19 protein-coding genes are annotated in these 23,745 nt (G+C 39.4%); 3 read left to right on the forward strand and 16 right to left on the reverse strand.

Features of this window, described 5'->3' with window-relative positions; all coding sequences use genetic code 11:
- Positions 1–9: 9 nt before the first annotated feature.
- The 6 genes from spt to M1D52_RS15855 all read right to left on the reverse strand — a co-directional run bounded on the left by spt (position 10) and on the right by M1D52_RS15855 (position 8,322).
- On the reverse strand, positions 10–1,215 hold the full coding sequence (spt, locus tag M1D52_RS15830; protein ID WP_013666292.1) for a serine palmitoyltransferase: 1,206 nt from the start codon (positions 1,213–1,215) through the stop codon (positions 10–12).
- Between the two features lie 47 nt (positions 1,216–1,262).
- Complete coding sequence (locus M1D52_RS15835; protein WP_013666291.1) at positions 1,263–1,712, reverse strand: MarR family winged helix-turn-helix transcriptional regulator; 450 nt, start codon at positions 1,710–1,712, stop codon at positions 1,263–1,265.
- A gap of 496 nt (positions 1,713–2,208) precedes the next feature.
- Positions 2,209–3,099, reverse strand: a complete 891-nt coding sequence (locus M1D52_RS15840; protein ID WP_013666290.1) for a helix-turn-helix domain-containing protein — start codon at positions 3,097–3,099, stop codon at positions 2,209–2,211.
- A gap of 42 nt (positions 3,100–3,141) precedes the next feature.
- Positions 3,142–3,732 (reverse strand): hypothetical protein, encoded by a 591-nt coding sequence (locus tag M1D52_RS15845; RefSeq protein ID WP_437363429.1) that lies wholly within the window; start codon positions 3,730–3,732, stop codon positions 3,142–3,144.
- A gap of 98 nt (positions 3,733–3,830) precedes the next feature.
- On the reverse strand, positions 3,831–5,615 hold the full coding sequence (locus M1D52_RS15850) for a chloride channel protein (protein ID WP_013666288.1): 1,785 nt from the start codon (positions 5,613–5,615) through the stop codon (positions 3,831–3,833).
- A 4-nt stretch (positions 5,616–5,619) separates the two neighbouring features.
- Positions 5,620–8,322 (reverse strand): alpha-L-rhamnosidase-related protein, encoded by a 2,703-nt coding sequence (locus M1D52_RS15855; RefSeq protein WP_437392952.1) that lies wholly within the window; start codon positions 8,320–8,322, stop codon positions 5,620–5,622.
- Between the two features lie 289 nt (positions 8,323–8,611).
- Here M1D52_RS15855 and M1D52_RS15860 point away from each other — a divergent pair, with 289 nt between their 5' ends.
- Entirely contained in the window at positions 8,612–9,808 is a 1,197-nt protein-coding gene (locus M1D52_RS15860; protein WP_013666285.1) for a cysteine desulfurase family protein, read from the forward strand.
- A 16-nt stretch (positions 9,809–9,824) separates the two neighbouring features.
- On the opposite strand, the gene M1D52_RS15865 is transcribed toward M1D52_RS15860, so the two are convergent.
- On the reverse strand, positions 9,825–10,151 hold the full coding sequence (locus tag M1D52_RS15865) for a HesB/IscA family protein (protein WP_013666284.1): 327 nt from the start codon (positions 10,149–10,151) through the stop codon (positions 9,825–9,827).
- 206 nt (positions 10,152–10,357) lie between these two features.
- Here M1D52_RS15865 and M1D52_RS15870 point away from each other — a divergent pair, with 206 nt between their 5' ends.
- Positions 10,358–13,174, forward strand: a complete 2,817-nt coding sequence (locus M1D52_RS15870) for a S9 family peptidase (protein WP_437392953.1) — start codon at positions 10,358–10,360, stop codon at positions 13,172–13,174.
- 88 nt (positions 13,175–13,262) lie between these two features.
- Here the strand turns inward: M1D52_RS15870 and pckA are convergent, their stop codons facing one another.
- Positions 13,263–14,873 carry a phosphoenolpyruvate carboxykinase (ATP) gene (gene pckA / locus M1D52_RS15875; protein ID WP_437392954.1) on the reverse strand — a complete coding sequence of 537 codons (1,611 nt, stop codon included), beginning with the start codon at positions 14,871–14,873 and terminating at the stop codon, positions 13,263–13,265.
- A 354-nt stretch (positions 14,874–15,227) separates the two neighbouring features.
- On the opposite strand from pckA, the gene M1D52_RS15880 reads away from it, so the two are divergent.
- Positions 15,228–16,070 (forward strand): MBL fold metallo-hydrolase, encoded by an 843-nt coding sequence (locus M1D52_RS15880; protein WP_013666281.1) that lies wholly within the window; start codon positions 15,228–15,230, stop codon positions 16,068–16,070.
- Between the two features lie 5 nt (positions 16,071–16,075).
- Here the strand turns inward: M1D52_RS15880 and mnhG are convergent, their stop codons facing one another.
- From mnhG to argS, 8 genes are all read right to left on the reverse strand, one after another.
- Complete coding sequence (mnhG, locus tag M1D52_RS15885) at positions 16,076–16,435, reverse strand: monovalent cation/H(+) antiporter subunit G (protein ID WP_013666280.1); 360 nt, start codon at positions 16,433–16,435, stop codon at positions 16,076–16,078.
- Positions 16,435–16,704: a monovalent cation/H+ antiporter complex subunit F gene (locus tag M1D52_RS15890; protein ID WP_013666279.1), complete on the reverse strand. Its 270-nt coding sequence runs from the start codon at positions 16,702–16,704 to the stop codon at positions 16,435–16,437. Before M1D52_RS15890 ends, mnhG begins: the two co-directional genes overlap by 1 nt.
- On the reverse strand, positions 16,701–17,282 hold the full coding sequence (locus tag M1D52_RS15895; protein ID WP_149105641.1) for a Na+/H+ antiporter subunit E: 582 nt from the start codon (positions 17,280–17,282) through the stop codon (positions 16,701–16,703). Before M1D52_RS15895 ends, M1D52_RS15890 begins: the two co-directional genes overlap by 4 nt.
- Before the next feature lie 46 nt (positions 17,283–17,328).
- Positions 17,329–18,855, reverse strand: coding sequence for a proton-conducting transporter transmembrane domain-containing protein (locus tag M1D52_RS15900; protein ID WP_437392955.1), 1,527 nt, complete (start codon positions 18,853–18,855; stop codon positions 17,329–17,331).
- On the reverse strand, positions 18,845–19,198 hold the full coding sequence (locus M1D52_RS15905; protein WP_013666276.1) for an NADH-quinone oxidoreductase subunit K: 354 nt from the start codon (positions 19,196–19,198) through the stop codon (positions 18,845–18,847). The genes M1D52_RS15900 and M1D52_RS15905 overlap by 11 nt, the downstream gene beginning before the upstream one ends.
- Positions 19,199–19,202: 4 nt before the next feature.
- Complete coding sequence (locus tag M1D52_RS15910) at positions 19,203–19,610, reverse strand: MnhB domain-containing protein (protein WP_013666275.1); 408 nt, start codon at positions 19,608–19,610, stop codon at positions 19,203–19,205.
- Positions 19,607–21,901 (reverse strand): hydrogen gas-evolving membrane-bound hydrogenase subunit E, encoded by a 2,295-nt coding sequence (mbhE, locus tag M1D52_RS15915; RefSeq protein ID WP_437392956.1) that lies wholly within the window; start codon positions 21,899–21,901, stop codon positions 19,607–19,609. The genes M1D52_RS15910 and mbhE overlap by 4 nt, the downstream gene beginning before the upstream one ends.
- Positions 21,902–21,972: 71 nt before the next feature.
- Positions 21,973–23,742: an arginine--tRNA ligase gene (gene argS, locus M1D52_RS15920; protein WP_130857349.1), complete on the reverse strand. Its 1,770-nt coding sequence runs from the start codon at positions 23,740–23,742 to the stop codon at positions 21,973–21,975.
- Positions 23,743–23,745 lie beyond the last annotated feature (3 nt).

The following is a 23,745-nucleotide window of genomic DNA, read 5'->3' on the forward strand; positions in this document are numbered from 1 at the left end:
TTTTTGGTTTTATGCTATTTTAACGAACTCGCTGGTTAAAGTCTCACGATATGCCTTTGTTAACTTGCTAACTGCCTCATCGATTTGGTTGAAGGTATGTGAAGCCATCAAGGAAAATCGAATCAAAGAGTCTTGTGAAGCCACGGCAGGAGATACTACAGGATTAACAAAAACACCTGCTTCCTGCAATTTTTTCGTTATTAAGAATGTAGCATCATTGTCACGAATGTAAACCGGTAGAATGGGACTTTCTGTTTTCCCCAAGTCAAACCCGTTTTCCAACAATTGTCTTTTGGCATATTCGGTATTTTTCCAAAGGTTCTCAATATGTTCGGGTTCGGATTGAATGATTTCAAGAGCTGCTAAAACACTGGCTGCTGACGCTGGTGTCATACTAGCACTAAACATTAAGGACCGTGCTCGATGCTTCAAATACTCTATCGTGTTCGCATCACTTGCTAAAAAACCACCTAATGACGCTAGCGACTTACTGAAAGTTCCCATAATGACATCGACATCATCTGTCAGGCCAAAATGCGAAGCCGTTCCGGCGCCCGCTTCACCGATTACGCCTAAACCATGTGCATCATCTACCATTACTGCTGCATCGAATTCTTTTGCAATGGAAATCAATTCGGGAAGCTTGACGAAATCGCCCTCCATACTAAACACACCGTCAACAGCAATTAATTTAACAGCCTCTTCAGGTAATTGGCTTAATTTATTGCGTAAATCGGACATGTTATTATGTTTATACTTAATAACTTTAGAGAATGATAAACGGCTTCCATCTATAATAGAGGCATGATTACAATCATCTAAAATCAAATAATCGTTTCTTCCGGTTAAACACGAAAGAGCGCCAAGATTAGCCTGAAATCCAGTACTAAATAAAACAGCCCCTTCTTTACCTACGTAAGCAGCAAGTTTCGCTTCTAATTCCTCATGAATATCAAGCGTTCCGTTCAAAAAACGTGAGCCGGCACAGCCCGTGCCATATTTTGCGGTAGCCTTTTGAGCAGCTTCAATAATTTTTGGGTGGTTGGTTAATCCCAAATAAGAATTTGAGCCAAACATAAGTACTTTCTTCCCGTTGATGACGACTTCCGTGTCCTGTCCAGACTCGATCGGTCTGAAATAAGGATAGAGGCCTTTCTCTTTTATCACCGCCGCATCTTTAAAATCTGCTATACGCTTGTCAAAATTTCTGCTCATTTAATTGAAAATTTAAAACCCGAGGGTTCATCTACTTTTTAACACAGTTATATTATATGTATATTTTGCAGGTTATTCCCAATCGATTTAATTACCTGCATAAATCGATCATGCTCCGGGCTCTTCAAGCTATTGAACAAAACTTTTTCAAGATTCACTATTTTGTCTTTGATAAGTCTTGCCAAAGCACGCCCCTTGGGTGTAAGCATGACGCAATTTTTTCTTTTATCAGCTACATCTGTAGTTACTCGGACCAAATCTTCCTTTTCTAAATTGGAAATAGTCCGAAGTACCGACGATTTATCTCTCCCGATCTCATCTGCAATTTGCTGCTGCGGAAGCCCCTCCTCCGGTATACTAAACAAAACAGGCAGCTGTTCTATCCTCACTTCGATTCCTTGAGCTGACAAATATTGATTGGCTTTGTTTCGCAACAACTTACTCAGGTTATCGAGGTGGAATATGGCTAAATCATCATTATTTTTCACCTGATTCATCTATTATAAAAATCGTTTGTATGTCAACTAATAACGCCACAAATATCAATTCAATATTAAATTTAAAAAAGGTACATATGTCGCCAAAATTGGTCATTTTTTCTGTATAAAATCCGCTCTCATCTCACTCTTAAAGATGAAATTTATTTAAAAATCCTGCCTATTTTTAGGTTAAACCAACATTTTACAGCTATTCTTCATACAGCAACACGTCTAAAATTCTGTATTTTATTCCGCTGTAAGATTAGGTTATGTACATTGTTTTGTTAATATAAAATTAACAAAATCTTCGAAACTGCATAAAAATTTATTTTATATCAACGAAATATTCCTTAAACGTTAATATAATACACACTATTATTCGCTTATTTTCAACCAATTACAGACCAAAGCAATATAAGAGACTAAGATAAAGAGTATAGGGATAGGAAAAAGTTATCAACAAAAATAATCGTTGCGTTACCAACAAATTTGACATTAACATGAGTATTCTACATTAAGCGATCGTCTTCCTGTAGCTTGTTGGATTGACACCAGTGTACCTTTTAAAATATTTTCCGAAGAAAGACATATCACTGAAATTCAGAAAATCAGCTACTTCTATGACAGTTAGCGAGGGTATGCTCAATAAGCTCTTCGCTTCCATGATTACCATTTCCGCGATAATAGCGCTGGCAGTTTTGCCCGAAACATCTTTAGTAACTTCCGATAGGTACTTGGGTGTTATAAAAAGCTTTTTTGCATAAAAATCAACACTTCGTTCTTCCTTAAAGTTATCGGCTACCAACTTGGTAAAGCGAAGCATAATGTCTTCCTTTCGTGACACCTTTCGGTTCTTCTCTCTTATGTATTTCCTGTACAAAAAAGCATACTCATACATAAAGGTTAAAAAACTGTGCTTCACGACGGCATCGTTCATATTCGCATCTTCCGCATGATTGCGCAATAACATAACTTCAATTAAGTTATTTAGGATTTTGATCTCATGTAATGCCAGGTTATATAAGGGCATACCTGAAACGGATAGGTCGTATACATCCTGATGGAACTCTCTAATATTTGCATTAACCAAAAAAGACGATTTATACAGAATAGCATAAAATTTGCAGTCATCACTAATAGAAATCAACCGTTTGATCATATTGGGAGCAAATGCCAACAGATTGTTTTTTTCCAATCGAAAGTGCTGCAAGTTCAAATTAATATCTATAGATCCTTCATGGACCATTAATACAGCAAAGAAATCAGACTTAAAAGGATTAAAAATATCATAAGGCTTAAACTCCTTTGAACTTAACAGGCGTTTATTGATATGAAAAACAATAAATTCTCTAGAATCATCTTCAGAAAGATGGTGCGAAGTGATCTGAGGCGATTTCTTTTTCATATATACAGCGTAAGTTAGGCATCTCGCCTTTTCCGAAAAAAACTACAACAACAAGCTGCGGGTAACTTTCCTATCGAAGGTTATCCAACCGGGATAATTTATTGTCTTATTCCCAATAGCAATAGTTGGTTTTAATTTTATGGTTAACACGCTTTCTTGCTTGGCATTTTTCCCTGAAATGAAATCTGATATTTCCTGTAATACCGATCCGTTGGAAAGCAAGCCATAAACATTGGCATCAATTAAAACCGGAACCTCCACTGATTCACCGGGTTTCACTTTTATTTGTTGATTAACCAGTCCGGTAGCTAATTCTTTGTCCTTCATAAGGAGTTGATATTGAAACTGATTAATCCCGGCTAAATTAGTGGTAGGATTAGTGATTTTCAAATTCAATATTCCCTTCAAAGGTATTTCTTTCCGTAACATACCCATCGCCACGCCGCCCATACTGCGGGTATCAATATTTCCCGACTGAAGCATTTTAACTATATCTGCACCTGCCAGAAAGACACTATCTACGCTTTTCACTTCATATTTACATTTTTCCAAAGCCTTAATTTGCTTGGCCTGTTGATTAATACCACATGAAACGAATATTGGAAGCAGTATCGCTAAAAATAACTTGTTCATTATAAAATTTCTTGTGTCACCTAACAGCAAAAGTAAGTTATTGGGATGACAATTAAGGTTAATATTTGTTAAACGGGATCGTAGAAAGACTTAAAGGGCTAATCTAAATAGGCTCCTTGCCTCACCAGCAAAGCTCTGTACTTATTAAAAATAGCAGATTTAGAAACAAATCCCATATAACGATCATTATCATCCAGGACAGGTAGGATCCAAATATCCTCCCGGTCCATTTTCCTCATAACATCATACATATTGGCGTTCATTCTTACCACATCTAGAGGAGCTTGAGCCAGCTCTTTCATCGTTTTATCCGTTACCTCCTCTCCCATCAGGATGCTAAATAAGCGTTCGCTGTATATGACGCCCAGTAATTTCCGATTTTCATCTACTACAGGAAAAATATTTCTTTTAGTATGAATGATATCTGATCGCCGATCTACCGGTTTTTCATCGGGATGTAATACAGTGAAGTTCGTTTCCAAGACATAGCGTAGTTTCATCATTCTCAAAACCGTTTTATCTTTATCTTCATGAGAAAGCCAATCACCATGTATGGCTAAATTTTTTGTATAGATCGAATACTTAACTGTGGCACGATTAATAAAATAAGAAATAGCCGATACAATCATAAGAGGTACCATTAATGTATAGCCTCCCGTTATTTCAGCGATCAAGAAAATAGCCGTCAACGGTGCATGCATAATGCCACTTAAGGCGGCGGCCATACCGGCAACAATAAAATTGGCCTCTGTAAGATAAGTTAACCCCGTAAGATTGATACCGTGGGCAAAAACAAAACCCAGAAGTCCTCCCATAACCAAACTAGGTCCAAAAGTTCCGCCATTTCCTCCACTATTTAGCGTAATAAGTGTACCGAAAGATTTAGCAAAAACAGTTATAAGACTATAAACAATTACCATCCAGCCCACATGCTTATAATCAGAAAAGATACTGTTTGCCAGCAATGAATTGGCTTTACCAAGTAAAAGCTGCTGAATGGCGATGTATCCTTCTCCATATAAAGCGGGGAAGACAAATATTAACACCCCTAAACTAAGTCCTCCCAACCAAACTTTATGATAGGGATTCTTTACAGCGGAGAACCAAGTTTTAACCCAACCATCAACTTTGGTAAAATAAATGGAAAACAATCCAACCAGCCCGCCTAAAACTACATAAAAAAATAAGGCAGGCAGAACCCACTCATCGGATACCAAGTAAAATAATGGCTCACTATATAACACTCTCGATACTACCGATGCTGTTGCGGCAGCCATAAGTAAGGGGATAAAGGCGGGAATTGAAAACTCAGGCAATAGAATTTCTATCGCGAACACCATACCTGCAACAGGACTGTTAAAAGCCCCGGCTATACCTGCTGCAGCACCGCAGGCCAACAACATCGTTACTTCACGATAATTAAGTCCAAAAAACCGTGCAACATTGGATCCAATGGCCGAACCACTATAGGCAATAGGAGCCTCCAATCCTGCCGATCCGCCAAATCCCACGGTAAGAGCAGATGTGATGATTTGAGAGTACACATTATGGTTTTCAATCCGACTCGATTTTCTGGAAATGGCATACAGGATCGGTGTAATACCATGCTCAAATTTTCCTCTACGAATAAAGCGACGAACGTAAATAACGGTTAGTAATATCCCAATGAGGGGGAAAAACAGGTATAGATAGTATTTATATTCCGACTGTACATCATTCTGTAGAAATGCAGCAATTCCGTGAGTGAGCGCTTTCAAACCAGAGGCGGCTAAACCACCAATTAGGCCGACAACGACCGCTAAAATCACCAAAAAATTCCGATTGGAAATTTTTTGAATACGCCATTGGTTGATTTTGTAAATAATACCCTTCCTTGCTTCCAAAATACTACTTTATTTTTATTACTCTAATATAGTCAATGAATGCACTTCTTTTATGTATTCTTTTAACATTAGCAGCGTCATTGCTTGGCACAGTAAGTTTTAGCGGCTGTTCTCCTTTATTTAACCTGGCAATCACCTTATTGCTAAAACCCCAATCAGACCACTCTCCACTTCCCCTTTGGGGGAAAACCACCCCTCCTAACGACTGTTTTACACTCTCCAGACTTGCTTGCGCACACGCTTCACCTGTTCCTATGTCTCCATTTCCATTCGCATAACGAAAGTCAATAGCGTAAAGGCCGGTATCCGCAACATTAACGATAAAGGTTAACGAATCGTTTGCAGGGAGCGCCAAATCGATGAAGCCTTTACCGGAATATCCCTTTACTTTTTTTTCTTTTGATATTTTTCCAAAACTTTCTATTTCAATTATTTGCGCTGCTTCAGGTGAATATACGGTATAGGGAGCGCTTGCAAATGATTCAACACCTGCTGAATCGACTGCGATTATTTGATATTCTGCAAACTCGTTTTGGTTGATGTTAATCTCGTTTTGATCAATTAATGTTTGTACTCTTCCGTTTTTGAGCACTTTATAATTGACAGCATCTTCAACGATACGCCATTTTAGCTTACCGTTATCATAACGAAGGGCAGGCATATCTATTGCAAAGTAATTGGGTGTTGTATGAATTTTTCCCTGCGGTATTTGATTGTCTCCCAATACAATTGTTAGCTTATGTTTTCCTTTGATATTTCCTGGAAGAAAGGCTTCTTTTAATTCATCGTCATCAAGTTTGATAGACGTAATGACATTACCGTAACCACTTAATGTAATATCTAAGCTTGCATTCCGATATTTAAATCCTGTTAGCTTTCTTTCTCCCCGTAGCTTTTTAGGTATATACGGACGTAATCGAAGTCCGTCGGGTTCAAATTGAAATCCGAAGAAGACTTGATAGATCAATCCCAGATTTCCCGCTAGACTACTTAAGGCTCCGTCCTCGTTGGCTAAAGTCGGTTCATAATTCCCGTTATCAGCTCTGAAGTTTGCCTTATTCGTAAGATACATCGCTGCCGCTCTGTATATAGCCGCTAAACTGGCTAAGGCGGATTGTTCATTGTATACTTTAGCAGCAGCCATAGCGACATAACTTTGTACAAATGGCCAAATAGCATTATTCTGATAAGTTGGGATAAAAGTTGTCTGCGGATAAATGCAAGCTGCCCCAAATGGCAGAATAGGCATATTTTCCACCAGGACTTTCTGTCGTTCAACATCAGCAACATTGAATAAAATAGCCAAGGCATTCCCTAATGCATCCGATCGTTCCGAAGGGAGTTTGTGTACGCTGCCATACAGGTATTGTGCATAACGCGATTTATCATCTATCCAAAGGTGCCTATTTATATTGGTTTTTAAGCTGTCCGCCCAAATTTTATATTTACTACCCTCTTCGTTTTTCGACATCTGTCTAGCCATAGCAGAAAGACTACTTAAAGCGCCGTAGTGTATTGCATTGGTGCTTATGGCCATAGACTCATAAATATCGGTCGGTTGCATCCATTTCGGATAACTCTGCTCGCGCTGGTTTAAAAAACTAGACTCGCCGTGCATAAGTCCGGTATTGGCGTCGAAAACCAACAAACGGTCTTCTTCAACGATATTTTTTGCAATTCGATAGCAATTTTTCAACCAGCTTATATCACCGGTGACTTTGTAAACTTCCCAAGCCGCAATTACCCACAAAGCTCGGTCTGTTGAAATAGGGTACGCACCGCCCGTTCCCTCACTTTGTGCTAACTGCCCATCATGAATCTGTTGCATTAAATTCTTCTTTGCCAGTTCCGGTGCAATTGCTGCCAATGAAAGAATGATGCTATAATTAACATGATTCCAATTATTTGTGCTCCCCTTCTTTTTCAGTTGCAAAGTGCTATCTCCTTGCACTTTCTCCAGAAGCTCTTCTATCGCCATATTATGGAGCGCATCTAACAGTGGGTAAGGCGATGAGTAAATCGGAAATGAGCTGATATCTCGAGTTAATTTCCAAGTATTCTGATTACTTTTTCTATTTGAGTGGTTAAAGGTCAAAGTGATTTCATAGATATGATCTCCGTCATGGTCTTTCATTTCCAATTCAGGATGATTGACCAAATTATCAAAATCCCATAGAAGAGGTTTGATATTGCCAGCAACATAAACGCGGTTGAAATCTTCTTCATAAATTTTTAGCCCATTAAAATTTGTATAAAATCCCTCTTTTTCAAATGCTGCAAAAATTTCCGTTAGGTCGAGCTTGATTTTCACTTTTGTCCCCGGGGCAAGGTAGGTTCGTGGAGGTATACTCGTTTCATCCTTATAGGGTTTACCAAATTTAACTGAAACAATCTTCTCTCCTGTTTCTTCAGGTAGAACAACAACGGAATGATAAATCCCCGAAGGAAGCTCATTATCTTTTCCGTTTATACTAAACTTAAAATTTATGCGCGGACTAAGCGTATCGTAGTACAGGCTTTTGTAGTTACTTACCAGTTCTGTCGGAGATATCGCCTTCGCTTCAAACGAACCCTGGACAACCCGATCTCCATACAGCGCAAAAGCCTCCGATTGGAAAATTTCGTTTTTATTGAAATTTTTACCACATGATAGTAAGGCAGATACGGTGGCTACAATAAAGGTAAGATACTTAGATCTTCTATTCATTTTATTATAATAGCTTGATTACCCAAGAGATGATGGCTCTAACGAAGAATGCCAGCGTAGGTAAGCAGATCTCAAAAATTTGCTGCAAACCTAAGTAAAATTCATGTACAATCAAACCCATCAAAATTTGTTAACTTTGTTTAGCATTGATTTCAATGTAGCGTTGAATAGCATTATTGAGACTAGCAAGCGCTCGTATTGAAAATCTGCTCTACAAATCAAAGAGCTTCTATCAATACAAGTCCTTATAAAAAAAGTTTTAAGAATATTCGATTACAGTACCTTACTTATGTTTAATATAAGCTCGGATTTCATCTACCTTGACTATTGCGCAACCACACCGGTTGACCCCTCTGTCCTACAGTTAATGCTGCCTTATTTCAGTGAAACCTACGGGAATGCCTCCAGCATATATCATCGCCTAGGAAGAAGATCTGCCGAAGCGGTTGAAATTGCCCGAGAACAGGTTGCAAAGCTGATCCACGCATCTCCTAAAGAAATCGTTTTCACATCGGGCGCTACGGAAGCAATTAATCAGGCGCTTAAGGGAATCTTATATTATTATCAACACATTGGTAAGCATATTATTACATGTTCCACGGAACATCCTGCCGTTTTAGATACCTGTACTTTTTTAAGCAATCAAGGTGCCGAAATTACGAAGTTGAAAACCGATCATCTTGGTAACATTTCAATAGATGAGCTGCATCAAGCCATAAGACGAGATACGATCTTAATATGCCTAATGTTTGCAAACAATGAAACAGGCGTAATTCACCCGATAGAACAGATTGGTACCATTGCAAGAAAACATAACATTCTATTTTTTTGCGACGCCACGCAAGCAGTGGGCAAAGTGCCGGTTAACGTTGTGGATCAAGGTATAGATATGTTGGCACTAAGTGCACACAAAATCTACGGCCCTAAAGGGGTCGGGGCTTTGTATATTAAGCGGCGAAATAACCCGATTCAAGTAGGGGCTCTTCTCCTGGGCGGAAAGCAGGAGAACAATCTCCGTGCGGGCACCTTAAATGTTCCAGGCATCGTTGGATTGGGTGCCGCAGCCGAAATGGCAGACCGCACCCAAAGAGAGGAATCTGAAAAATTGAAACGACTTCGGGATTACTTGGAAACTTCCTTGCTTACACTACCGGAAACATCAATAAACGGTGATAGCTTGAACCGGTTGCCCCATGTCTCTAATATCTGCTTTCGCTATATAAAAGGCACCGAAATCATGGCGCAACTACCGCAGCTCGCATTGTCGGCAGGCGCCGCTTGTGCCAGCGGAAGTAGAGAACCTTCTCATGTACTCCTGTCCATGGGACTGAAGAAAGAAGAAGCGGAAAGTGCTCTCCGTTTCAGCTTGGGAAGATTCACAACAAAACAACAGATCGATTATACGATCGACTCTGTACGAAGCACTGTAAGCAAATTGAGAACTGCTTCGCCGATTTGGAATATGCATGAAGCAGGTTTAATATAAGAAAATGTATTATCAATTAGACTGAAAAGCTCTCACCACAAGCACAGGTGCGCGAGGCATTCGGATTAATAAAATTAAAACCTTTACCTGTTAACCCATCGCTATAGTCCAACTTTGTACCGGCCAGATAAAGAAAAGACTTAATATCCAATACAATTTTAACGCCCTTATCCTCGAAAGCTTGATCGCCCGTACGTTCCTCATTATCAAAATCAAGCTTATAGGTAAGTCCTGAACAACCACCACTTTCCACAGCAACCCGCACAAAATATGATGCATCATACTTTTCCTCACGAAGAATCTCATTGATCCTATCTTTTGCCTTATCTGTAACAGTTATCATATCATTAAAATAAATATTTCATCAAATATCGCGAATCCCCCATAAAATAAAAAACCGATTGCCCAAGGCGAACGGAAAATGACAGGGATTAGACATCAGCTAAGCCTTTGTTAATAAACTAATACGATCATCGGCAATGTAAAATAATGGTGATTTCTCGATGGAATTTTATATTTTTCGGATATTTACCGACAAATCAATCCAACATGGTGTATAGAGTGTATTTAACAATTATCCTAAACTTTATCTGTCTTTGTTCATTCGCCCAGAAAAGACCGTTAGACCATAGTGTCTATGATAGCTGGCAAAGTATAAAATCACCAAAAGTAAGCCTTGACGGACAGTATGTCTTATATAGTGTTACTCCTCAAGAAGGAGATGCTCATCTTTTTATCACAACCCCATCAGGAGAAGTAATTTTGAATGTGCCAAGGGGCGAAAATGGGATATTCACTAATAATTCGCAATATGCGGTTGCAGCGATCAAACCATCGTTTGCCGAAACGAGACAAGCTAAAATAAAGAAGAAAAAGGAAAAAGAAATGCCTAAAGATTCGTTGGCAATTATCTCCCTTCTTGACAAAAGCATCTACAAAACCGGTAATGTGAAATCTTTTAAATTAGCGGATGAGTCATCTGAATATATAGCGTATTTGGAAGAAAAAGAAGCTTTAAAAGCAGATAGCGCAGAGAAAGACAATAAAAGCAAAGACAAAAAGGCTGACGAAGCAGGAATATTGCATTTGCGCAACATGGCTACCGGGCAGGAGGAAATTTTTGAACAAGTAACTGATTATTTTTTCGATAATATTGCTAATTTCTTAGTTTTTGTTCGATCAGAAAAAAAAGAAGCTCCGGTAAATAATGCCGGTCTATTTCTTTACGAGATCAAAGAGAAAAAGCTCAAACAAATAAGCAGAGGACGGGGGACTTATCGGCAAATAACCTTTGACCAAAGCGGTACGCAACTAGCCTTTGCTGCAGAAAAAAGTCCTGAGAAAGCGCTTCAGAAACCATATAGTCTTTATTATTACACATCTGAGCGGGATACTGCCAATGTAATTGCCAGTATCAATAGTGCCGGGATGCCCACCAACTGGAATGTCAGCGGAGATGGCAATTTACGCTTTAGCAATAACGGCGAGAAGCTCTTCTTTGGTATTGCGCCAATCCCCCGGGTAAAAGACACCACAATTGTCGATTTTGAAGTAGCCAACGTGGACATTTGGAACTGGAAAGATGATTACCTGCAACCGCAGCAATTGGTAAATCTAAAGAAAGATTTAGCTAAAAGCTATTTGAGTGTAATCTATCCAAAAAGAAACAATATTGTAATACCCCTTGCGTCTTTAGACATCCCCGATATAGATTTAACGGATGACGCCGACAATATTTATGCCTTAGGAAGTACCAACGCCGGAAAAAGGATCGCTGCGCAATGGGAGGGCAATACGAAGCAGGATTTTTATTTAATCTCTACAGTAGACGGAAGCAAGGTAAAAATCGCATCCGATATATACGGACAAGCCCATTTATCGCCGCTGGGAAAATATGTCGTTTGGTACGATATGGCCACCCAGCAATGGAACGCATACGATGTGGGTACGCGTTTTTTGAAGATATTGAATACCGATTTACCGGTAAGCTTTGCAGACGAAGATAATGACTCACCTACTTTTGCCCGACCTTATGGTATCGCCGGCTGGACAGCAGAAGATAAAGAGGTATTGATTTACGATAAGTATGACATCTGGAGCTTCGATCCGCAGGGAGATGATAGACGACTATTGACAAATGGTGCAGGAAGAAGCACGAAAACTACGTTTAGATATGAAGATATTGTTCCAAAAACCGGAGCAGGAAAACACGATAAATCTATTATCATCAATACAAAGGAAGCGTTCTTGGTAAGTGCCTTCAATCACATCAATAAAAATGGAGGCTGGTTTGAAACTAACCCTCGCAACAAAAGGGATCCAAAAGAGCTCATTATGGCTCCTTACACATATAAAAATATATTGGCGGCTACCGATAAAAAACTGATTATCTATACGAAGGAAAATTACGAAGAGTCGCCCGATCTATACGCGACCGCTTCGCTATTTAAAAATGAAACGAAGTTAAGTGCAATCAATCTGCAACAAAAACAATACAATTGGGGCACTGCCGAATTGGTAAAGTGGACAACGCCTGGGGGGCATGAAGCGACCGGCATTCTATATAAACCGGAAGATTTCAGCGAAGCGAAGAAATACCCAATGATTACCTATTTCTATGAGAAATTATCAGATGGTTTACACACCTACATCCCTCCAGCTCCGACTCCTTCACGGCTAAATATAAGCTATTTTGTGAGCAATGGGTATCTAGTGTTTGCTCCGGATATTAGCTATGAAATTGGGCATCCCGGAAAATCCGCCGAGGAGTATATTAACTCCGGCGTCAAAGAACTGGCTAAATTCTCCTGGGTAGATGAAAAGCATTTGGGAATACAAGGACAAAGTTGGGGTGGTTATCAGGTAGCGCATTTGATTACACGCACCGATATGTACGCTGCAGCTTGGGCAGGCGCTCCTGTAGTTAATATGACGTCCGCTTATGGGGGTATCCGATGGTCTACTGGCCTTAACAGGCAATTTCAATACGAAAAAACGCAAAGTCGCATAGGAAAAGATTTGTGGGAGGGTTATGATCTCTACATAGAAAATTCGCCACTCTTTCATCTTAAAGCCGTTAAAACCCCCGTTGTAATTATGGCTAATGATAACGACGGTGCCGTTCCATGGTATCAGGGAATAGAAATGTTCACTGCGCTTCGCCGTCTTAATAAACCGGTTTGGCTACTTAATTATAACGGAGAAGAACATAATTTGGTTAAAAGACAAAACAGAAAGGATATTCAAATCAGAGAACAACAGTTTTTTGATCATTTCCTGAAAGGAAAACCAGCACCTGTTTGGTTGGAAAAGGGAATACCTGCTACCTTAAAGGGTATTGATTGGGGCCTTGATCTGGTCGATTAAGCTAAACAGCAACTCTCTCCAACGTCATCGAGTCATTCTCCAAGAGGTAAGGTTAAGGTGGGACGCTATTACACAGCGCCCCACTTTCTTATAAACTAACAATTTGTACCTTGGGGGCAGCTTCGAGAATCTTTATATCCATCTCCGCTTCATACTGTTTAAAATTTTCTGCAAAAGCTTCTGCTAACTTATTGGCTTGAGCAAAATAAGCCTCCTTATCCCTCCAACTGTCTCTTGGGCTTAATATATCACTCGGTACATTCGGACAGCTTCTTGGATAGGCAAGTCCAAAAATCAAATGCGTTTGGTAATCAACCTCATCCAAGTCACCCCGTAGAGCTGCCTGAATCAAATTACGTGTGTGAACCAAAGGAATACGTTTACCGACGCCATAGGCGCCTCCTATCCATCCCGTATTAACTAGCCAAACTTGAACTTGATGCGTTTTTAGTTTTTTGCCAAGTATAGCTGCGTATTTTGCAGGATGTAGGGGTAAAAAGGCCTTTCCAAAACAGGCGGAAAACGTAGCGGTTGGTTCAATGATGCCAGATTCAGTACCGGCCACTTTAGCGGTATAACCGGAAATAAAGTGATACATCGCTTGCTCAACGCTCAATTTCGAGATTGGTGGCAAAACGCCAAAGGCATCCGCCGTAAGGAAGAATATATGTTTTGGGTGTTCAGCTATTGCCGGTTCGACGGCCCCTTTAATAAAATGAACCGGATAAGCCGCCCGCGTATTTTCCGTTTTGCTAATGTTGTTATAATCGGGTGTGCGCAACTCCCCTAGCATGCAAACATTCTCCAGCAATGTGCCAAATCTTATGGCATTAAAAATTTGTGGTTCTTTTTCTTCGGCAAGTCCAACACATTTGGCATAACAGCCACCCTCAAAGTTGAACACCCCCTCTTCACTCCATCCATGTTCATCATCTCCGACTAACATTCGCGCCTCATCAGCAGACAAGGTTGTTTTACCGGTTCCTGATAAACCAAAAAACAAGGCAGTGTCGCCTCTTTCCTTACCTACATTTGCCGAACAATGCATAGACAAAATACCCTTTTCTGTTGGCAGCAAATAATTTAGGACTGAAAAGATACTTTTTTTAATTTCTCCGGTATAACCTGTTCCACCGATGAGCACCACTTGCTCCGTAAAATTAATAATAACAAAATTCGCACTTCTTACACCATCCACCAGTGGAATTGCTTCAAAACCGGGAATTGCCAAGATGGTCCAGTTAATGGATGATAATGGTTCATTTCGAGATGGCCGCATAAACAAATGGTGAGCAAAAATATTCTGGTAAGCCGACTCCGTAATCACTCGCAGTGTTAAACGATGGTTTTTCTCTGCGCAGACATATCCGTCGCGCACGTAAAGGTCGATGTCCTTCATATAATGCATCATTTTAGCTAATAACTGCCCGTAATACTTCGCCTCCAACGGTTGATTGATATCTCCCCACCAAACGGTGCTCTTCGTTTTATCATCATGCACAATGTAACGGTCTTTAGGTGATCTACCTGTAAATTTCCCCGTGTCCGCAACCAGAGCACCGCATTCTGTCAGCACACCTTCGCGATTCAATATAGCATGTTCAACTAAAGCAGGAACAGATAATTGATAAAATATTTTTCCTTTCGGATAAAATTTTTGATTCCCTAAATCTAGTGGTTCAGAAATAGTAGAGTTCATATAAATTTGTTTTGTTGAAATTCCAGGTCAAAACTAAGCATTAAAAAAGATTAAAAAAATTCAAAAATAGCTAATAATCAACACATTGTACAAAATACACTTTCAATTCAAGTACTATAGCTCCTTAATACATAAGCACTTATACAAAAAGAACACCTATTTATTTTTTTTATCATTTTATTAAAAATATCAGCAAAACAAACAATGTATTTAATAAATCCTAAAAATTATACAACAATAAATGTCATTAAAACAAATAATGCCATATGAACCAAATACACCAAAACATGCTTTTAACTTTTCATTTAATTTTTTTTATTATATTCAGCAATTAAAGAAACAAGTTGAAAGATCATGAATCTATATACCATCGAAGCCGGACTATTTAAATTGGATGGTGGAGCTATGTTCGGAGTAGTACCGAAAAGTATATGGCAACGTACTAATCCACCGGATGAAAACAATTTGTGTACTTGGGCTGCTCGACTTTTATTGATAGAAACCGCTGACCGGTTAATCTTGATAGATACAGGTTTAGGTGATAAGCAAGATGCCAAGTTCTTTGGTCATTATCAACCGCATGGGAGCAAACTCGATGACTCATTGGCAAAATACGGATTTCAAAAAAGTGATATTACCGACGTACTGCTGACTCATCTTCATTTTGATCATGTCGGAGGCGCTGTCGAAAGACGAGCTGATAGATTAATCCCGGCCTTTGAAAACGCTACTTACTGGACAAACCAAAAACACTGGCAATGGGCAATTTATCCGAACGATAGAGAACGAGCGTCGTTTTTAAAGGAAAATATTTTGCCTCTTCAGGACAGCGGCAAACTACAATTTATCGAAGAAAATGAAAAAACTTTTTTCACAAAAGAAATCCAAATTCGATTCACCTATGGCCATACGGAAGCCATGATGTTACCACAAATTAGCTATAATGGAAAAACCATTCTCTATATGGCTGATTTATTGCCTTCTATTGGACATATCCCGTTGCCTTATATCATGTCATATGACATGTTTCCCTTAAAAACACTGGAAGAGAAAAAAACGATACTAGAAGAAGCCTTTATAAATAACTATATTCTGTTTTTAGAACACGATCCGTTGATTGAATGCTGTACACTTAAACAAACAGAAAAAGGATTAAGGCTCGATAAAACCTTTAAATTGCAAGACATTTGGCGATGAACTTTTTAATGGTTGTCATTTAAATTTTCCTTTTTACGATCATCCTGAAAGTCTTTTAGATTCGTTTTATACCAGAATGGAACATTTATATGAATAGCCGCTTTCGCTATTACATAAGCAGCAGTTGGTGAGGTTAGGCATATGAAAAACATGATGCCGAGCCCTTTTAATAGTACCTCAATGTTATTGAAATAAAATACAGCCGCAGCGATAATCAAGAGCACGCCTAAAGTTGAGTTTTTCGTAACAGCGGACAGTCTACTATAAAAATCGGGCAACCGTAATAAACCGATTGCCGAAACGAACATGGTAAAAGAACCAAGTGCGGCTAAAATGGCGCTGATAATTAAGGTTAAATTGTTCATTACTTTCTTTGGTTTACAAGATAATAGGCGAATGATATAGCCCCCAAAAATGCGATCAGGGAAAAAACCAAGGCAACGTCAAAAAAAATGAGTTTGTCCGTAAACATTACGTATATGACCAGTAACCCGATTAAATAGGCAGATATTAAATCGAGAGCAGATAATCGGTCTGCTATACTCGGCCCTACAATAAATCTATATAAAGCGAGTAAAACTGAAAGAGCAAGTAAGCAGACACAAAACAACAAAATATATGAAAAAATAGTCATTGCTTCTTCGTTTTGTTTATTTTCTTCATGACTTCATTGTCGCCCTTTCCTGACGTTTGGATCGTGTTAACGCCTTTCGAAAGGGCTGCAATCTGAAGCAGTCTCTTTTCAAATCCTTCCTGCATATATTGCTTGAAACTTGGCAACGATCCTCCCTCCAGATAAATGGTGTGCACAAAAAAGTAACGCTTATCGTCCGAAATTCCAACGATCAAAGTGCCGGGCGTGAGATTTGAAATATTAGTGAGAATCATTATTTCCATATCGGAATGAAGCGATAAAGGTACCTTTACTACCGCTGGTCGTAAATTGATCCTTGGCGTAATAATCTCTTTTGTTAAACGCACATTGGAACGAATAAATTCTTTAATGAAGTATTTTAAAAGATACATTAGCTGGATTACCAGTTTAAAATAGCGCCGTTGAAAAACGGATAACAGTCCCCAAAAAACGGTATAAGAAAAAAGAAAAGCTAACAAGGCGCCACCCGCCGTTTCCGGAACAAAGGTTATTTTCTCAAGTATCCAATAACTTGCGTAAAAGCTTACCAATAAATGTATAATAAATAAAATGAACATAATTTCTCTTAGCAAAGTATGAATGCGTACTCAGATTAAAAATTCATTATCGCTGCATAACCGCGTTAATATAGCCACTCGGTGTCAATACCTGCTCGGCGGCTCTTTGTGTATACTCAATCAGCCATGATGGACTGAAGCTGATCCATAGCGTTACAAGAAACAAAAAAGCGCTTGCGATATATACTTGGTAATATTCTTTCATAAAAACACGTTCCGTGATCAATTGTTCCAATCGCGTATCGAATTTCGTTAAAAAACATTTTCCCCAGATACGCATCATCGAGTATAAGGTTAATAAACTGACTATTAATAGCAGTGCGACAGAACGATAATCGTATACAGAGAGGCCGGCATCCACTAACATAAACTTACCCCAAAAACCCGAAAATGGCGGTATACCTACCAAGGTTAGTGCGAGTACAAAAAAAAGAAAAGACAAGCGCGGAAAGTGATCGTATAAACCATTAATATCTTTCACGCGATAAGAACCTCTGGCCTTTCCTATGATACCAACCACAAAAAAAAGGTTGGTCTTAACCAGCATATGATGCAGTGTGTAAAAAATAGCCCCGGCAACCGCGGCGGGTGTATATACCGCTAAACCATAAACTATAAATCCAATTTTGCTTATTAAATTATAAGCCAGCACTTTTCTTATATCGCGCTGAGCAATAGCTCCGAACACGCCCATCAACATAGTAAGACTAGAAATAATAAGTATAAAAACCTGCAAATAATGATATTGTTGTAGAGGAAACAATAAAGTAAAAGTTCGGATCATCGTATAAACGCCTACTTTCGTTAGTAAACCCGCTACAATAGCCATAACAGCGATAGGCGACGTGTGATAAGAAGCCGGTAACCAAAAATAAAAAGGAAACAGCGCCGCCTTAATCCCAAAGCTTGCTAATAACAAAACCGCTGCTAATTGCGTCACAGTTTGAAGAGCAGGGTCCCGTAAGCTTTCTGCTAAGGTTGCAAGGTTGGTATTACCGGTTGTACCATAGAGTATACCGATAGCTAACAACAAGAACGATGAAGCAATAAAATTGATGATTACATATTTAATTCCTCCTTGTAATTGATCCTTTTTACTACCTAGTGTAATAAGCACGAACGATGATATCAACATAACCTCGAACCAAACATATAGATTGAACAAATCGCCCGTTAAAAAAGCCCCTGATATACCTGCCAACATAAACATAAAAGCGGGGTAAAAACCGATTTGCTTTTTTCTCGTAGGCATTACGGAATCGGAAAAGGAAAAGAGTGATGCACTAACGGCGAGTAAAGCAGTCATAGCGATCATTAGTCCTGCAAAACGATCGACAAAGAGTGTGATACCAAACGGAGCCTCCCAACCACCAACTTGCATGGTTAAAAACTCCTCACGGGCCAATACCTTTACCAATTTTACGCCGCTGATTAGTGCAATCACCGTCGAAATCAAAACAACCGCCCGTTGAATGTTGACACGCTTATAAAACAACAAGCATAATATTCCACCCAACATAAAAATTAAGAGCGGCGTTATCGTAAGGTAAATTGAATTGACATTAAACATCATCCGTATCTGTTAAAGCATCTAAATTATTGGTATGACTGGTTTGGTAGATTCTTTTAAGTAAAACGATTACAAATGCCTGAACACCTAGGCTAATAACAATAGCCGTTAGAATAAAAGCTTGAGGAACCGGATCCGCCATATTATCTAAGGGCACCGCTCCATCATTTCCTGAAACAAATGCAGGATGGCTGTCTACCAAACCGCCGGTAATTAATAAAAACAGATTACAGGCATTCCCAAACAAAATAACCCCGGCAATCAGTTTCATAAAACTTTTGTGTAATAACAGGTAAACTCCGGCCGCAAATAAAAAACCCGTCAAAACTGAGATTCCTATGATCATAAACCTATCTGTTAAAAATGGCAAAAGCAATTTTTAATATCGCCCCGGTGACAGCCATATAAACGCCAATATCAAATAAAAGAACTGAACTTATTGTGCCTATCCCCTTTACAGTGATATCGCTCCATAGCGCATAAAAAAAACCTTCACCGAAAATCATTGACAAAATGGCGGACGAAAAGCTAAGCAACAACCCTATTCCCGTTAAAATCATTGTATCAATCTTATAGGTTTGTTGCGTTTCCGGCACGCCAAAAGCAATCATATGAAAAATTAATCCGATCGATAATACCAAAGCCGCAATAAAGCCACCTCCCGGACTGTCATGCCCTCGGAATAGAAGATATAGCGAATACACGAGAAAGATGGGCATAAGTACTTTAACGGCAGCTTGCAATATCGCAGTCTTCATAACTTGTCCTCCTTCGATTTTAAATTAATTAGTGCAACAACACCAAGCGCAGTCATACTCAATACAACCATTTCTCCAAACGTATCAAAAGCCCTAAAATCAACCAGCATGACATTTACAACATTTTCTCCATGGCCTCTAGGAACACTATGTTGAATATAAAAATCTTTAAGTGCAGGATTTAACGGGTATTGCTGTACGCTGATGAGTATACATGTTATGATAATGCCAAAAGCAATGGAAACACCCGCAATCAATACTTTTCTTGGCTCTAAGGGAAAGCTGGCACTTTTCGGCATTCGGTTCAATACGATCGTAAAAATCACCAACGTGATCGTCTCAACTAAAAATTGCGTCATGGAGACATCAGGAGCACTAAAAACAGCATAAAATAAAGCGATTCCATATCCCACGAGGCTCAAACAAACCAGGATACGCAAACGGGAAGAGGTTCTTAAAATAAACAACGTGCCTGTAAAAATAAGAAGTAAAGGAAAAAAGGCATAAACCTCTGAGAATGAACTTTTCCAATTGTCGAAATGAATTTCCGAAAAAAGTTTCCCCTCCATGTAGATCCAACTCAGCATGACAATAGGGACAACGAATATCACCTTTAAATACCGCGTCAAAAAGCCATGCTGAAAAAAACGAGTTACTACATAGGTGAAGGATTGCAAATGATGTAAAATAGATCGGTATGCATGATCCAAAGAAAACAATTTTGTTATCTCCGCCAATCTCCTAAACTTGCTCTCTCCTACATAAAAGGCCAATCCTATTAACCAGGTTATACCACTCAATATAAAAGCGGTATTAAATCCGTGCCATAATGACAAATCGATTTCCCGAGCGCCACGCTTGTTCATGGTTGTCTCAGCGGCAACTGTAAAAAACGACTCAAAATGAGCGCCCCCTATACCAAACAAGAGTCCCATCAGCGACAGGAACACAGGAGGACCCCACATTATAACAGATACTTCTTTAACAGCTTGCGATAAAACCGACTTACCGAAAAAAAGATCATAGGTTAATTTCACTGCTAACATAAAATAAATCGCATTGGTAATAATAAAAACGATCAGAAACCAATACAGATACTCTTCACCTCCCAATAAAGCTTCATATAGCTTCTCCTTTACAACAAAACCCAAGACCGGTGGCAAACCGGCGAAAGCTAAGCCGGCCAACAAGGCAGCACATGTGGTAAAAGGCATATTTCGATATAAACCGGACAGCTTTCTCAAATCTCTTGTTCCCGTTTGCCTATCTACGTTGCCGGCAACGAGGAATAAAGCGGCTTTGTAAAGTGCATGTACTGCCAGGTAAAGTAAAGCCCCTTGCAAGGCTAAGTCACTACCAACACCAATCAAGGCCATCAATACCCCAAGGGTACTGATGGTTATAGATGCCAAGATGCTTTTTAGGTCAAAGGCTTTCACTGCCCTGATCGCTCCCAATACCATAGTAATTGATCCAATGGCCAGCAAACTGACTTGCCACATGATATCGGTTGAAAAAACCGGATTCAGACGCATTACAAGAAAAACCCCAGCCTTAACCATGGTCGCCGAATGAAGATATGCACTAACAGGGCTCGGCGCTGCCATGGCATTAGGGAGCCAAAAATGAAAGGGAAATTGGGCCGACTTAGTAAAACACCCTATTAGAATAAGCAGTATGATCGTACTCATTCCTGCCAAAGTCTGTCCATTTTGGATAATCGCCGATAAATGAAAACTTCCGCATTGATGACCGAGTAGTAACAACCCGACAAATAGAGCAAGACCACCTAAATTGGTAATCAGTAAGGCTTGTAAAGCGGCTCTTCTTGCTTTTTTTTTATGATTATTATAACTAATTAAAAAATAAGACGATATACTCGTCATCTCCCAAAAAACATAAAGTAGAATAACGTGATCTGCGAGAACCAGCCCTAGCATCGATGCCAGGAATATGAATAGATAAAAGAAGAAACGATTGGCTTTGGGCTTCCCTTTCATATACTCAATGGAATACAAAAGAATAAAAGCACCAAAAAGGCTGATGAGTAAAGCAAAGAATAAGCTTAGGCCATCCAAGTAAAAACCTATATCAACCTTTAATTCAGGCACCCAAGAAACTGCCTCAATTACTTTCTCTCCTTGAATTACAGGTTGGATATACGTGCACAGGTAAATAAATACACCAAAGACACCTAATGTACCTAAAGCACCCGGAATTGCAGGCTGATACTTATAAAAGAATAAGAATATAAAGCTTAAAACAATGATTAATGATAAAATTAGGGCCATATTGTATATAAGGGACTAACATAACAACAGCAGACAAGCCATTTTGTTAGTCCCTAAACACAAATTAGTCCCTACATACGCTCGGGGACCTGAATTCCAAGTAACCTCATCGCTTTTTGTATGACGGTTGCCGTTGCTGCTGATAGGTTGAGCCTAAATTCTTTTAAGCTCTTCTCTTCCGCTTTTAGGATAGACACCTCGTGATAGAATTTATTATAAAGTTTGGCAACTTCATAGACATAATTGGCTATCACTGCAGGGCTATAATCCGCCGCAGCGCCTTTAACAATGTCCGTAAATTTCGCTAATTCTTTAATCAAGTCCCGCTCAGATGCTTCCAAACTCATTGGCTGCACGCTAAAAGGAGTAGTTCCATAGTTGCCCTTTGTTAAAACCGATTTTATACGTGCATGTGTATATTGAATAAAAGGTCCGGTGTGCCCCTGAAAATCGATGGACTCATTGGGATCAAATAGCAAGCGCTTTTTTGGCTCCACCTTTAGAAGAAAGTACTTCAAGGCACCCAAACCAATCATTTCATACAGCCCCCCCTTCTCTTCCTCCGAGAAATCATCCACTTTTCCCAGCTCTTCAGTCCTTAGCTTCGCCGTATCAATCATTTCCGCCATTAAATCATCAGCGTCCACCACGGTCCCTTCTCTCGACTTCATCTTTCCTGAAGGCAAATCTACCATGCCATACGAAAGATGATAAAGACCTTCGGCCCACGATTTACCTAGCTTCTTCAAAATCAAAAAGAGCACTTTAAAATGATAATCTTGCTCGTTGCCAACCACATAAATGGAGTTGTCCATACGATAATCATCGTATTTCAACTGAGCGGTACCCAGATCCTGTGTAATGTAAACGGAGGTACCATCTCCACGCAAAACAAGTTTTTGATCAAGGCCATCGGCCGTTAAATCAATCCAAACAGAATTATCTTCTTTTCTAAAAAATACACCTTTAGATAAACCCTCTTCGATAATATCTTTTCCTAAAAGGTATGTGTTCGATTCATAATAAACTTTATCAAATGTTATCCCCATCTTTTCATAGGTTTCTTCAAACCCATCATAAACCCAGCTGTTCATTCGTTTCCACAGATCTATTACTTCATCATCTCCGGCTTCCCATTGACGAAGCATCTCTTGTGCTTGCAACATTAAGGGAGCTTCTCTCTTTGCCTCTTCTTCACTTTTTCCCGCCGCCTTCAGCAAATCCACTTCCTTTTTGTATTCCTTGTCAAAAAGCACATAATAATTGCCAACCAACTTGTCACCCTTTAGTCCGGCTGATTCAGGTGTTTCTCCTTTGCCGTACTTCTCCCAGGCAAGCATCGACTTGCAGATGTGAATACCCCGATCATTAACCAAATTAGTCTTTATAACCTCATAGCCGGCCGCCTCAAGAATGGCTGCAACCGAAAAACCAAGTAAGTTATTACGCACATGCCCTAAATGAAGCGGCTTATTTGTGTTTGGCGAAGAATACTCTACCATTACACGTTTTCCGTTTTTCGGAATTTCTCCAAAATCCGGTTTTGAAATTTCTGTATCCAGAAGCTGAAGCCAAAAACTATCCGTCAAACTTAAATTCAAGAATCCCTTGATCACGTTATATGAAGCTATTTCAGCGGCGTGGGCAACCAAGTAATCACCGATTTCGCTTCCTGTCTGCTCGGGTGACTTTTTAGAATATTTGGTGAATGGAAAGGTTACAATAGTAACTTGTCCTTCAAATTCTTTTCTGGTTTCCTGTAAGTTAACTGATTTTTCATCAACTTTTACTTGATATAAATCTTTTATAGCTTGAACTGTTAATGATGCAATAAAATTCATGCG

The sequence above is a fragment of the Olivibacter sp. SA151 genome (genome assembly GCF_054130995.1).